The sequence below is a fragment of the Psychrobacter sp. 1Y10 genome, assembly GCF_052259005.1.
In the GTDB taxonomy this organism is placed as follows: Bacteria; Pseudomonadota; Gammaproteobacteria; order Pseudomonadales; family Moraxellaceae; genus Psychrobacter; species Psychrobacter saeujeotis.
In genome coordinates, this window is record NZ_JBQQES010000004.1 from 131,944 (window position 1) to 147,548 (window position 15,605).

The window sequence follows — 15,605 nt, forward strand, 5'->3', positions numbered from 1 at the left end:
CGGCATGCAAGTGCCAGAAGCTTTTACAAATGCGCAAGACTATGCCAACGCCATTATAAAGAAGGTCGATGCCTATTTGCCTAGCGACCGACTTGTTGCCAGAGCCACTCGTACGGCGGAGGATTTAGACCTGGCGGCTGTTTCGCCGCTGTTAAAGCTCTATGCCCACTTGGGCCTCGACAATATATTGGCAACGCCCGGCCTCAATGCCAGCCAGCAGAATGAGGCCGTACAAGAGAAGTTAGGGTTGTTCGATAGCCTGTTCAAAGAAAACCCAGCGCTAGATCTGCGCCATGCTGATCTTATTCGAGGTCGCATGGTGTTTCAGAGTAAGGAGACGGAGCTGGAGTGGGGCGAAATTTCTGAGACTGATCGTCCTGAAATACTCAAACAAGCACGCGCCTTCCAGCGGGTGATGCCGCTCTCCAATAATACGGAAACACGAATAAAATTGCTGTCGGCCGGTTTTGACAGCAGCAGTAAGGTACTCGGCACGTCTGTCGAGCGCTTGGCAATTCAAGCGCAGCTGCCGGCTGCGGAGGCCGCGCAGGTTCGCCGCGCAGCAAGCGATAGGGCGACAAAATCTGAAGTCGCTCGGTACGGTTTGTTTGAGCTTTTGTACGGCCCAGCCATGCAGGTGGACAACTTGGAAAGGACCATACCTGCAACTTTCCGGGAGATGGATAACATTGAGAAACTGTTTGGCGCACAGAACTTCTACGATTGCGAGCACTGCAGCTCCATATTGAGCCAGTCCGCTTATTTTGTCGATCTGATGGCGTTTGTGGATAAGCATGTTTCCCAGGCGCCGGAGGCCTTTGGTGAAGAAGACGATCCGCGCCGAAATAGCGCGCTTTACCTGCGCAAGCGGCGCCCCGACCTCTGGTCGCTGGAACTCAGTTGCAAAAACATTCACAACCAGGTGCCCTATCTGGAGGTGGTCAATCATACGTTCGAGCAATTCCTGATTGGGCACATCGAAGAGGTGAGTAACCGCAACGACCTTTACCAAGAGCTGTCCGACGCTGCGAAGTACAGCAGCTTCAAACAGCCATTTTTGCCAGTGCAACAGGAATTGGACCTCTATTTGAGTCACTTCAGTCTGAAAAGGGCCGATGTGTTCGCGGTGCTCGGTCGTCCGGTCGCGGAGCAACGGTTGGCGTATCTGAACGTGTCGCAGTTAGAGCTTGCGTCAGAGCTTGCCATCATAGTAGAGCCCAATAGGAACAACGCGCACATGCGCCGCTTGTTTCATGCTGAGGGCAGCGGCAGAGATCCCGTACGTATTCCGGTGCCTCAGTTCATGCGCGCCACAGGGCTCAGTCGCGAGGAAGTCACCCAGTTGCGGGACGCGACAACGCTGTATTCATTTGCTTTTACCATTGAACGTACACCGGTGGACGAAAGTCTGGGGCAGTTATTTGAAGAAGAAGCGCTTATAGCTACCAATGCGCTCTCAGCAATCAATAAGCTGGATACCATTCATCGCTGGATCCGCCTCTGGCGCAAGACAGACTGGAGTCTGATTGATTTTGACTTTGTACTGAGCGCCTTGGGTTCAGTAGGTTTGGCTTTCGGAATCACTGACGCAACGGTGCATCGCGTTGCCGATCTCAAGCTACTGCAGGATCGCCTGCATCTGAATGTAGAAGAGCTGGTCAGTCTCTTCCATCAAATACCAGCACCGTTTGAGCGCCCTTCTGGTGATGATCGACCCAACCCACGCGCTACGTTTCTGACGGCTCATGGTGTGCTCTACCACCGACTGTTCGGTGAGCAGTCGTGGACAGACACGGTGAATTTCTCCAGTTTCGATACGGACTCGCCCACAGTGACGTTTACCAACGATGAAGGGGCGGGCTCGTCGGACGTGTACCGTATATTGGCCGGCCTGAGTTTGAACGAGTCAGAGTTGGTCGCATTACTGATCGATCTGCGGCAAGAGCTGGAGATACCCGGCAGCGGTGCCGAGCGCACCATGAAAATTACAGTTGCAAACCTCAGCGTGCTCTACCGTCATGCGTTATTAGCCCGCAAGCTCAAATGCTCTATAGCCGAGTTATTCCCGCTCATTCGACTGGTATTTGGAGCCGAGCAAACCGCGGTGCGCTCGCTAGAAGACATGTTGCAGCTCTCCACACAACTGCCCGAAATCAATGCGCTACCATTTAGCCTTGCAGAGATGCGCTGGTTGGTGCTGGATGAAGGGCACGATACTGTTGAGATGAAGGCGACCGAAGCTCAGTTGACGCAGCTTCGCGACAACCTGCCCGAGATGGACAGCGCTGCGTTGCACTCAACGCTTGGCAGCATCTATGGCTGGAAGACAGAGGTATCCGCAGAAGAGCGCGACGAAGGTGTGCCCCCGCAGGCGGAGGTATTACTAGCCTTGGCCGGTGTTACGCTTACGAGATTGCAAGCGGTAGTTGCCGATAGCGAACCTGAGAGCGCGTTACGTGGGCAGATCAGCCAACTGGAAAAGTGGTACCTGCTGCAGTCGAATCTGGAGCTGACCGTTGCCCATGAGCGTTTCATCGCCGATAACGCTATGTTGTTTGGCAATACGGAAGCGTTCGAGTTGTCGTTCATTCGTCGCTTGGCCATATACCGCACGTTTGCAACGGGAGAGGCCGAAGAACTGGAATTGGCGCATGCTTCTATGCGTGTGTTTGGCGCGGACCGCAGCGAATCGGTCGCACAGTTGTTGAAGGCTGACGCCACGCTTGTCGCGTCACTGCTTCAACCTGATGTATTGGAGCCAACGTCAAACACAATGGAGGCGCTCGCGCAATTGCAAAGCGCCGTGGCGTTGTGCCAGACGATCGGAGTAAATGGCGATGCGCTGGCAAAAATGACGGCTGCGGCCTACGCCGACCTTCAGATCGGGCGGGACGCAATGTTGGGGGCCTTTCTTGCCAAGTACCCCGATGAAGCGCAACGCAACAAACTACTGGAACCCTACACAGAAGCTGTGCTTGAGCTGAAACGTGACGGCCTAATGGACTACCTGCTCTCGCCAGCCTATTCATACCCTGTTCCCGCAGACCATGCTAATCCTCCGGTCATAGTGTTCCACGACCCGGTTGATCTGTACCGTTTCTTTTTGATGGATGCACAGATGGATGGCTGTGCCCGTACGTCTTGGGTTCTGGCAGGCATTTCCAGCCTGCAACTTTACGTGCAGCGCTGCCTGATGAACCTGGAGAAAAGCGGAGAGGGCGATGATCACGCTATCCAGGTACCACCCTCCGTCGTACCTCAAGCCGAGTGGGCGTGGCGCAAAAATTACCGCGTGTGGGAAGCCAATCGCCGGGTCTTTCTCTATCCGGAAAATTATATTTACCCGGACTTGCGCGACGATAAAACGCCGTATTTTGAAGAAGCGGTGGATGAGCTGCAGCAGCAGGAAATTAGTGACGATACGGCCGAGAGCGCCTACAAGAAATACTTTGACAAGTTTATTAAAGTGGCCAACATGAATTATGCGGGGGCCACTTTCCGCGATCAGCCCTATGGCGGCCCATTATATTTATTCGCTCATACTCATGAAGATCCACCTGAATACCATTACAGAACTTTGACGCCTACAACAGGTGATAAAAATAGCGATGTCTGGTCACATTGGCATCGAATTGACCTTCCGATTAACGTCGAAACTGTTTCGCCCATTTTGTATCAGGGCAAGCTGCATGTCTTCTGGGTGAATATAAAAACTCGTATGGTGAACGAGATGGTTGGAGGTAACTCAAAACTAGTTGCCTACAAACACACCATTGATTTGAACTATTCACACCAAAACGCCAAGGGGACTTGGGAGCCTCAAACGAAAGTTAGATTGAGGGATGCGTATGAGCCAGTCGTAAAATATGATAAGGGCTCTGCCGGGACACCCGTCTATCATTCCCCTGAGTCGACCTACGACTCCTATTTTAGGGGCTCGGAAACTGAAATACGAGAGTTTGCAACAGAAGAACATACGCTCATGGGTTATAAATGGGACAGAGTATATCCAATATTGGCAAACGACAAACTGCTTTTTCGATATTCCGGTACCGTTGACGTTACGGGGCAACGCGTGCCCGACAGTTCTCGAAACAGAGTTTCTGAGCTGGATAAGAAGGTATGGCAAGACCCTCAACCGATTGAGCGAGATCGATGGAAACATGTTGTTTATTTATTTGATGATACTGCGTTGGCAGAGGGCAAAGACATCGATGGTTTCTCGGATATTGGACTGCTTCGCCAAGAACTTTCCTCCACTCCCTATAGAGTCCGAGTTATAAATGGCGGTGGGCACCCTACTTACATCGCCTCACTTGGAACAGATTCGTATTTGCTGAGAGGTCGTCGTGATAGAAAAATTCGTACTAGACCTTTGGGTTCCACCATTGTTCAGCCCCTTGGCGCTGTTTTGCATGAAGATGGTCTGGATACCTTGCTTTCTGTTGAAACACAGACAAGATTCAAGGAAACTAGAAACCCTTGGCTCCTGCGCTCGGACATAGTAAGCTTGGATCCAGAAGACGCTGAAGCCAAACACATCGACTTCAAAGGCGCATGTGGCAACTACTACCGCGAGCTCTATTTCCACTTGCCGTTTCAGATCGCCTTCAACCTGAACGCTGATCAGAAGTTCGCTGAAGCACAACGCTGGTTCCATTACATTTTTGACCCAACGGCGGCAGATAGTGATCTGGACAAGCAGCCGGGCGACCGCAACTGGCGTTACTCCCCGTTCCGGGGGCAGGACCTGCCAAAACTACAGGACATGCTGACTGACGAAAGCACGATTGCACAGTACCGCAATGACCCGTTCAACCCTTGGGCCATTGCACGCCTGCGCCCGAGTGCACTGCAAAAAGCGGTGGTGATGAAATACATCGACAACTTGCTCGACTGGGGTGATTACTTGTTCACTCAGGATAGTTACGAGTCGATTAATGAAGCCACGCTGCTTTACATAACTGCTCTGGATATTCTTGGTGACCGGCCCGTGCAGATGGAGGCCTGTTCTGGGTCTGAGTCTACAACTTTTGCCGATGTCGCCGAGGACATAAAAGGTGAATCGGAGTTCGTGGTGCTCGAAAACTATATCGCGTCTAGCCGGCCTGACATTTCAGGTTTGCTGACCGCTGACCGCTTCGAGCAAGATGGTACGTTCAGTGTTGTGCCAACAAGGACTCAAGAGCGTCTCCGGGGATTTGTGGATGGAAATTTCGAGGCCGAAACGCTGCCAGATGAAACGTTAGACTCTAGCCCATTGAGCTCGCGGGCTGTCAGCGCCAGAGGCTCAAGGGTCGTTGGCGCGTTTCTTGCGGACATGTCGAAAGTTCGCACGGTATTTTGCGTACCGATGAACGAACACCTTTTGGGCTATTGGGATCGGGTTGAGGACCGGCTGTTCAAGATCAGGAATTGCATGAACATTCGTGGCATGCGCCGCGCACTGGCGCTCTATGCACCACGGATCGACCCGATGCTGTTGGTGAGAGCTAAAGCAGCTGGCCTGTCGCTTGAAGACGTGCTGCAGTCCGAATACTACGGTCAGCCCCCAATCTATCGGTTCGTAGTCCTGATAGAGAAAGCACGAAGTCTCGCTGCTACCGTGCAGGGTTTGGGCGGAGGCTTGCTCAGCGCGCTGGAAAAGAAAGACGTTGAAGAACTCACTTTGATGCGGGCGCGGCATGAACAGAACATCATTAGCCTAACCCGGCAGGTGAAAGAGAATCAAATCGCGGAGGCCCAACGGCAGCGGATGAGCCTGGAGGAAAGTCAGACAAATATCGGCAATAGGCTAGAACACTACATCAATCTTGTCGAGGGCGGTCTTTCGAGATGGGAGCGCACGCAGCAGGTCGCAAGACATACTGCCACCATTACCAAGTCTACAAGCAGCCTCTTTTATGGACAATCATCAATTCTTGCACTTTTACCCAATTTAGGAAGTCCGTTTGCCCTCACTTACGGCGGAGATGAGCTCAATAAAAGCGCTAGAAATTGGGGCCTCTTTCTAAATCAAATTGCTAGCATCTCGAATGATATTGCAGCTTCTGCTGGATTGGAATCCAGCAACCAACGCCGATCTGACGAATGGGTGTTTCAACGCGATACGGCACAGCAAGAACTGAATCAAATTAAACAACAAATTGAAGCTGCCAAGCTGCGAGAGGAAATCGCCCAACGCGATCTGGAGATCTACGAAAAGAACGTTGAACAGACCGAAGAACAGTATGACTTTGTAAAGGGGAAATTCACCAAGGTCGGGCTGTACAACTGGATGGCCCAACAGATGACGCGGTTGCATCGGCAGGCTTACATGCTTGCCTATGACGCAGCGAGACAGGCCGCAGTAGCCTATGGGTTTGAGCGTGGAGATGACGAACCCATCTTCATTGATCCGTCCCACTGGGAGCAGGATAAAGCAGGTTTGCTCGCCGGAGAGCATCTCATGCTGCAGCTCCACCAAATGGATCAGGCTTTTCATACCGCCAACGAGCGCGAACTGGAACTGACCAAACATGTCTCGCTGCGTCGGCTTGACCCACTCGCCTTGTTGAGCTTAAAAGCGACAGGGACATGCGAAATTCGCTTGCCGGAATGGCTGTTCGATCTGGATTTGCCTGGCCACTACATGCGCCGCCTCAAGAATGTAAGCCTCTCGATTCCGGCAGTCACGGGGCCTTACACCGGTGTAAACTGCACATTGTCGCTGAGCCGAAGCAGTATCCGCATCTCACCTTCTTTGAAAGACGACAAGTATACACGCTTGCCGCTAGGGGAAGAAGACGACCGCTTTAGGGATTATTCAGCTACGCTTCAGTCCATTGTCACCAGTAATGCCCAGAATGACAGCGGCTTGTTTGAGACTAATCTTCGCGATGAACGATTCCTTCCTTTTGAAGGGCAAGGTGTCATCAGCACATGGAATCTGGAATTACCTAACGAGTATCGTCAGTTCGATTACGACACTATCTCCGACGTAATCCTCCATCTCCGCTATACAGCGCGTCAGGGCAAAGACCTTCGTCAAAAAGCTGTGGATAATTTGCGCACGCTCGTCGAGGAGGCTGAAGGGTTCGACCAGATACAAATTTTTAGCCTGAACCAAGACTTTACGACCGAGTGGCACCATTTTTTAGCCGGCGACGAAATGTTCCGGGCAATGGTCAAGAGGGAACATTTTCCGTACTTGGTACAAGATAAAAATATCCGCATCAGCGGAGTAGAGCTTTATGCAATCGAGGAAAAAGAATTGCTGTCGAGCATGCCGAACATGGGCGATCTCCCAATGCTTTCCCAAGTCGGAAACCAAGAGTTCGAAATAGCACTGGCGCCGGATGATGTACTGAAACGAACACCGGATACGCACGTATTCTTAGTTGTTCGCTACGCTATCGCGTAGTTGCAATGCAACATCTCCGCGATAGCGAAGGATCGGCGTTCACTTAGCTATTCGTTAGTTAAGTAGAGACTGCAAAAGGCCGTTAGCCTTCCGCAGCCTTAAAGTCTTGTTATACGGACAATCGCCGCAGTAAACACCGTGTTTGGCTTTCTTTTTGGCTGCGGGAGCAGCTTCTACCGCAGCTTGCGCTTTCGGATCAAAGCTCTGCGCAGATTCCGGATCTCTGGCAGTAGTCCTTAGATTCCTAGCCTGACATATTTATATGGTATTTCGCCATTGCCAGAAGCGGGCAATGGCGAGTTTAACACTTACGCCATGAGCTGGGATCAGGATAGAAAAGGACGTCACCTTCGGCAACCTGCTCGTCGGCAAACTAACCAATATTGGGTTGCCTGCCAAACCCGACAGAACATTGAAGCTCTTTTTCGCTTTAGGTGATTGATTATGATGGCTACTTTGCGGTTTATAAAGGACAAGTATTGGCGGGTAGCTAGGTAGTGAACTAGATTATAGCCTGTTTTTCACCGTCTTGAAGTTTACGTAGCTCTGTTAAATTATGGCAGAAGACACTTTGAGGTAAAAGCTAAGTGTATTGAGAAGATTTTCTAGATATAACAAAGCCCATCACTTTAATATTTATAAAATTTTTATTGGTTTAATCAATGAAAATACCGCAAGTAGAAAAATTCATGAATTGGATTTAACCTTTTGAAACCTTTGCAAAAACTCTGTAAATGTAACTATTTCCTAAAATAATACAATGAGCGATAAATTAGATAACAATATCTGGTTCTTAGCCTTTAACTTGGTTGATGAGTATAACCGCGAAGTGTTGGGTATTCATATTAGTATGAATATACTGTTTTTAAGAGTGATTCGTTACATTAATCAATTAGCCGAGTGGCATTGCTATCCACAACAAATTCGCTTAGATAATGTCAGTGCTTTTACGTTAACTATCTTTAGTAACTGGACAGCTAAAATAGATAAAGGACATAAGGAATAAGTAGTTGTGCTAAATTCTTACATAAGTAACAGTACATGGGGTATATTGGACATATAAGATAGGTTAATCTCTGATTTAGTGGGGAGTTAATAATGTCTGATATAAGTTCAAACATATCGTTGCCGAAAGGTGGAGGAGCTATTGCTGGCTTGGGAGAGACCTTCTCACCAGACCTATTTACCGGAACGGGTAACTTCTCCGTACCTATTGACGTCCCACCGGGCCGAAACGGCTTCCAGCCTCAACTAAGCCTTGTTTATAGTACCGGTAATGGTATCAGCTCTTTTGGTTTGGGGTGGGATCTCAGTATTCCAGGTGTTAGCAGAAAAACAAGCAAAGGTATTCCTCGTTATTTGGGTAAAGATACTTTTATACTATCAGGCGCTGAAGACCTTGTTCTAATACAAGAAGATAAGGGCGTTACTCAATATAGACCTCGTACTGAAGGGCTATTTGCCAAAATTTTTAGATATTTAGATGCAAGTAACGATTACTGGCAGGTGCGTAGCAAAGGAGGGTTAACCAGCTATTACGGCCATGAGAAATCAAAAAAAACTGATTCTGCAGTTATAGCAGACCCGCAAAATAATGATAATACCTTTGCATGGAAGTTAACCAAAACTGAAGACACGTTCGGTAATCAAATGCGCTATAAATACTTTAATGACTCTGATGAAGACTATACTCAAAGCTACTTACATGAGATTCTCTACGTAAACTATGGGAAAGATTCTAATAATAAAAATCCAAAATTTCTCTTAACCATTCGTTTCAATTATGCAGACTTACCAGAACACAAAAGTATCTACCCATCATCAGATCATCGAGCTGGCTTCGAAGTTCGCACCGCTAAACGCTGCACGTCGATAGAAATCTACAGCAATCCCGATGCACTTCCACAAGACAAGCTCACAACAAATCAACTAACACGAAGTTACCACTTTAAATACATAGATCAATTAAGCTCAGAACAACGACAAGTCTTAAGTATAAAATTACCACAAAATGGTCTTTCCTACCTTCATCAAATTGAAGTCGTAGGTCATGACAATGGTAAAACGGAAACCTTACCTGCCCCCCGCTTTAGTTACAGCATTTTTGATCCTGAACAACGAAAATTCACGCCCTTAAATGATACAAACCTACCCACACAAACTCTATCAGATCCTGATCTAGAATTGGTCGACTTATTTGGCAATGGTTTACCGGACCTACTTGAAACCAAAGGTGCAATCCGTTATTGGCGCAACCTTGGCGATGGCAACTTTGATATGCCACGCATAATGAAAGAAGTGCCTATAGGCTTTAATCTTTCTACTGCTGGCGTACAATTATTGGATGCTAATGGTGACGGTAGACCTGATTTGATGGTCAGTAATCACCAAATGAATGGCTATTTCTCCAGTGAAGCCGGTGCATTGTGGGATCGTCATTCGTTCCAACCCTATCGCACAGCTCCTTCTTTTAGCTTACAAGACCCACAAGTTAAACTGATTGACTTGAATGGTGATGGCGTCACCGACGCAATTCAAAGTGGTAGCCGTTTTGAGTTGTTCTATAACGACCCAGACAATGGCTGGTCTGAAACCCAACAAGTTTCGCGCAAAGCACTAAAATATTTTCCTAATGTCAATTTCGCCGACCAACGCGTTAAATGGGCCGATATGTCAGGTGATGGACTAACTGACATTGTGCTTCTTCATGATGGCAATATCGAATACTGGCCATATCAAGGTTATGGACAATGGGGTGCGCGTGTACAGATGCATAACAGTCCTCGGTTGCCCTATGGTTACGACTTGCAACGACTCTATCTTGGCGACATCGACGGTAGTGGTAATGCAGATCTGATTTATGTAGACGATTACAAAGTAACACTTTGGCTTAATCAGGCAGGAAAAGGTTGGAGTGATCCATTAATAGTTAATGGCACGCCACCTGTTACTCATCCTACAGCAATTAGATTGATTGATTTGTACGGGAGTGGTGTGAGTGGTTTATTGTGGACGAATGACAAGAGTGGAGCAGGTAACCATTATTATTTCCTTGATTTTACCGGTGGCGTAAAGCCTTATCTGCTTAATGAGATGGATAATCGGCTCGGTGCTTTAACCCGTGTGTACTATGAGTCCTCTATTCGTTTTTATCTTGAAGATGAAAAACGGCCCGATACCCGTTGGCAAAGCACTTTACCGTTCCCTGTGCAGGTAGTGAGCAGGGTAGAGTCAGTTGATCTTATCTCTCAAAGCAAACTGACCACTGAGTACAGCTATCACCACGGCTATTGGGATGGTAAGGAAAGAGAGTTCCGTGGTTTTGGCCGCGTTGACCAACGAGATACCGAAAGTTTTGATAATTACCACAAATATACTAGCGACAGTGAATTAGCTTTTCTTGATATTGATTACACCCACTTTTCAGCGCCTACAGAAACACGTAACTGGTTTCATCAAGGCCCTGTGCGTAAAAAAGAGGGACACTGGAGTAGCTCTGATTTTAGACACGAATATTGGGCAGGAGATCCTGGGCAACTAGACGGACTATACGATCAAGAAAGCTTTTTAAAAACGTTACAACTGCAAGACAGACGCGACGCCATACGTACATTACGAGGAACTTTATTACGCTCAGAGACTTATGCGCTGGATGGCAGCGTAAGAGAAGCCATTCCCTACACCGTTTCAGAGTCTGCCTTTGAGCTTAAAGAAATAGCGGTTCCTACCCAAGTTGAGTCCGATAGACAACGCATATATTTTCCTTTCTCTGTAGCCAGTCGAACCACACAGTGGGAGCGCGGTGATGAGCCGATGACCCAGTTTAGTTTCACTAACGATTATGATAATTATGGTCAACCGCAAAGAATCTGGCAAGTTGCCTGTCCAAAAGGCTGGATAGATAAGTTTAGTCAGACAGAAGATTACCTTGCTACCTTTGCTCAAAGCTTTTTTGCACAACGTGATGACGAGCATGTTTATATCGTAGACCGACTCGCAGAATCTAAACATTATGAGTTAATAATACCAACGCCGCAGACCCTTCTCCAAATTGAACAAGCCGTTGAGGGTGAACAAATTAATAAACAGCTAATCGGTCATTCTCTTAATTTTTATGATGGTAATAAATATACCGGCTTGGCATTGGGGGAAATTGGTGAACATGGCGTACTTTCACGTAGTGAATCCTTGATATTAACGCAAGAGATTCTTAATCATATTTATGATAATCAAATACCCGATGTTTTTACCAAAAATGGACAGCCCAATTGGTCTAGTGAATATCCGCAACAATTTATCGATAGCCTACCTGTGGATAGCCCTCGTGATTTGACACGTCCAGACCTAGCTATTACACCGCTTGCATATGGCTTTGCCGATGGATTAACGCCACCCTATACCCATGGTTACTACGCTGCTGGGCAGCGTCAGGAAATAAACGCCCGTGGCATGGTGACCACTAGTATTAATCCTTTTGGGAGTGAGTCGCATATTGAATATGATCAATATGACTTTCTTCCTATCAAGGCAACTAACCCTAGAGAGCTTACTATCCAAGCAGAGTATGATTACCGTACTTTGCAAATTGCCTTAATGATTGATGCCAATGGTAACCAAAGCCAAGCAAGCTATTCACCGTTGGGAATGTTACAAAGCATACAAGTTAACGCTAAAGCAGGGGAAAATATCGGCGACCGAGCAGAACAACCTAGCATACGGTATCGATATGACTTTAATGCTTTTATTAATAGTCAAAAACAGGGACAAAACCCCCAGCCAGTGTACGTGCACACCCTTCAGCGGACTGAACATGCATGGCAGTTAATTGATGAAGAGAACGACAAAAGAGCGGCAGCAAATCTAGCAGAAATGACAGAGTCAGAAATCACTGATTTTTTCGATAACGAAGAAGATAAGTACCCCGAACGCTTTATACAAATGCGTGAGTATAGTGATGGTTTTGGTAGACAGGTACAAACACGTGTACAAGCGGCCGAAACTCGTTTTGGCGATAATAATTTTGGTCATAGCGGATTACCTGCCAATCAATCCGATGAACAAACAACAAAACAAATAGTAGCGGGCATAGTAAATAGAGCCAAATCACAACCTAATGTCATTGTTAGTGGCTGGCAAACCTTTAATAATAAAGGCAGTATAGTAGAGCAATACGAACCTTTTTACCATGTAGGTTGGGATTATTTAGATAGAAACGAGCATCAAGCTCAAAATGACAAACACGGTAAAGCCGCCAAAATGTTCTATGACCCTAGAGGTCAAGTGATTCGCACCCTTAATCCAGATGGCTCAGAACAAAGAGTGATTTACGGTATCCCTAAACGATTAGACAGTCCGGAAGACTTCATTCCTAGCCCTTGGCATGCTTATACTTATGATGGCAATGATAATGCAGGGCGCACCCATTTCAACGACAGTCAAAGCTATCAAGATCATTGGGATACGCCAACACATATTGAGCTAGATGCCTTAGGCAGAACCATCAAAGTAGTAGAACGATTAAAAAGTAGTAATGACCCAGTTGATTGGATAGTTACAAAATCGCGTTACGATATTCTGGGCAATCTACTGGAAGTGACCGATGCCTTGGGTCGTATTGCATTCAAATACAGCTATTCACTGATACCAGAATCGTCGCCGCTGCGTATCGACAGTATCGATGCAGGAGTGCGTAGAATAGTCACTGATGTGACAGGTCTGGAAGTGGAGCGAAGAGATAGCAAAGGCGCACTGATTTTACAAAACTATGATGTACTGCTACGGCCTAAATATTTTTGGGCACGTAATACCGAGCAAGGAGATATGACCTTGCGCCAGCGTAATCACTATGGAGATGATAACGTAGCTGATTTTGATGTCGCTAAGATAAGTAATACTTTAGGGCAATTAACCAAACACTATGATGAAGCCGGTAGCGTGAGTACGTCAGGTTTTGACTTTAAAGGTAATCCGCTAGATAGCACCCGACAAGTCATTGCTGAACAGCATCTGCTAAGCCTTTATGCTAGCGCTCCCAATAATGACTGGGACATAAAGCCCTTTCAGGTAAATTGGCAAGCACCAGCTGGCACTAGTGAACGAGTCTACGCAACCAGTCTATTAAACCCCTTTCAATATACCAGTAGCTCACGTTTTGATGCGCTCAACCGTGCAACAGAGATTGTCTATCCAGAAGATGTGACAGGCAAACGCGCCAAACTAATCCCATATTACAATCGCTCAGGCGCCCTAGAAAGTGTGGCGCTGGATAATGAGACTTATGTAGAACGCATTGCCTATAATGCCAAAGGGCAGAGAATTTTGATTGCCTATGGTAATGGCGCTCTAACCCGCTATAGCTATGATAATAATACTTTTCGTTTAAATCGTTTACGCACAGAGCACTTCGATTTAAATATTCATGCAGCAAATTCCGCAGCCTATAGACCAACAGGTAAGGTGCTACAAGACTTTGCTTACCAATATGACCTCAATGGCAATATTCTAAAAATAGCAGATCGCTCACCTGAATGTGGCGTGCATAATCCAGCACTAAACATCGACGAGCTCGATAGACTCTTTCAATATGATCCATTATCAAGACTAACCTCTGCAACGGGTAGAGAAAGTGACAGATCATTATCTACCCCAAATGGCCCTGAATTACCCCATCATAATGACGTTACAAAAACGCGTGCTTATACCCAAAGCTATCAGTATGACAAAATGGGCAATATGCAATTATTGAAGCATACCCATGTCACTAATAGAGGAAATGTAGTTAGCAACAGAGACTTTACTGTTGAAGCGAATAATAACCGACTTGAGCAAGTCAGTTTTAGCGGAACGGAATTTTCTTATGTTTATGATGTCAATGGCAATATGATAAGCGAAGGATTAGCTCGTCATTTTGAATGGAATCATAGTGATCAGCTGACAGTGTTTAGAACCCAAACAGGCTATAGTGAGTCCAGCATCCATGCCCAGTATCTATATGATGCTTCAGGGCTGCGTGTGATGAAACTGGTACGCAAACAAGGTGGTGGCTGGGAAAGCCGAGTTTACATCGGTGAGCTGTTTGAGCATTTTCGCTGGGATAATTCAGGCGCTAGCCCAAAAGAGAATAATGTCTTGCATATCATGGATAATCAACAGCGGATTGCATTAGTGAGAAGAGGAGACGCTCATCAAAACGATGCTGGGCCAGCCGTACAATTTCATCTAAGCGATCATTTGGGAAGCAGTAATCTGGTACTGGATGATGCTGGGGAAATGATAAATCGGGAAGAGCATTATCCCTACGGTGAAACCAGCTTTGGTAGTTTTGCTCGCAAGCGCTATCGGTTTACTGGTAAAGAGCGGGATGAGGAAAGTGGCTTAAGCTATCATAGGGCAAGGTATTATTCAGTTTCTACAATTAGGTGGATTTCTTGTGATCCTATTGGGATTGCGGGTGGAGTTAATCTGTTTTTGTATGCTAGTTCTAATCCAAATAATCGTGTTGATGGAAACGGTATGCAAGATAAGAAATCATCAAAAAAAAATAACGAGAGGAAGAACTTTTTAGTTATCCATGAAAAAGATAAAGATGTTAATAAAATTAAATCTGGGGTTAAAAGTCATATAGTTATAGAAGTTGATAGTTTTGACGATGTACCTAAGGAGATACTAAATAATCTGGACAAAAATGATAAAGTGGGAGAAATATTAGTTTATGCACATGGGTTCGGAGATGGAATAGAGTTTGATAGTAGCCAAAATCAAGATAGTGTGAACAAATTACAACTTACAGGTGAAAAATTGGAAGCAATATATCACAACAAACTATCATCAAAGACGAAAAGAGATTTATCAAAAAAAATTGATAAAAAATCAAAGATAAATGTTCATTCCTGCGAGACTGGGAAAATAACTGAAGGAAAGTTTCTTTATGCTATTGGAAAATTCTTTGGAGCAAATGGTGTTGAGGTAGAAGGGTATAAGGTTAATGTTAAGTTAACAATAGAGGATGATGGGGGGATTAAGCAAATCTTAACTATTGATAAAAAAGCAGTAAACAAAACTGATGATCATGCTAAAAATCAAATAACTACAGTAAGGGTTAGAGATAAATTTAAGACTCCTATAGCTACAGAAGACCTCAAAAGTGATGCTGAAAATAAAACGATGATGCTTCCTCCGATGCCAGCACCGTAGTAAAACTCAC

Annotated in this window: 3 protein-coding genes; all 3 read left to right on the forward strand. The window is 46.3% G+C overall.

Annotation, left to right across the window (positions count from 1 at the left end):
• The first annotated feature begins 4 nt into the window (after positions 1-4).
• Complete coding sequence (locus ACTXGH_RS07475) at positions 5-7,402, forward strand: Tc toxin subunit A-related protein (RefSeq protein WP_439296614.1); 7,398 nt, start codon at positions 5-7, stop codon at positions 7,400-7,402.
• Between the two features lie 760 nt (positions 7,403-8,162).
• Positions 8,163-8,408 (forward strand): hypothetical protein, encoded by a 246-nt coding sequence (locus ACTXGH_RS07480; protein WP_439296615.1) that lies wholly within the window; start codon positions 8,163-8,165, stop codon positions 8,406-8,408.
• Between the two features lie 92 nt (positions 8,409-8,500).
• Positions 8,501-15,595, forward strand: coding sequence for a SpvB/TcaC N-terminal domain-containing protein (locus ACTXGH_RS07485; RefSeq protein ID WP_439296616.1), 7,095 nt, complete (start codon positions 8,501-8,503; stop codon positions 15,593-15,595).
• The last annotated feature ends 10 nt before the right edge of the window (positions 15,596-15,605 follow it).

What these genes read in the sequence shown, in the direction of transcription:
- ACTXGH_RS07475 (WP_439296614.1), top strand. Translation starts at nt 5, where the DNA reads ATGCAAGTGCCAGAAGCTTTTACAAATGCGCAAGACTATGCCAACGCC.
- ACTXGH_RS07480 (WP_439296615.1), top strand. Translation starts at nt 8,163, where the DNA reads ATGAGCGATAAATTAGATAACAATATCTGGTTCTTAGCCTTTAACTTG.
- ACTXGH_RS07485 (WP_439296616.1), top strand. Translation starts at nt 8,501, where the DNA reads ATGTCTGATATAAGTTCAAACATATCGTTGCCGAAAGGTGGAGGAGCT.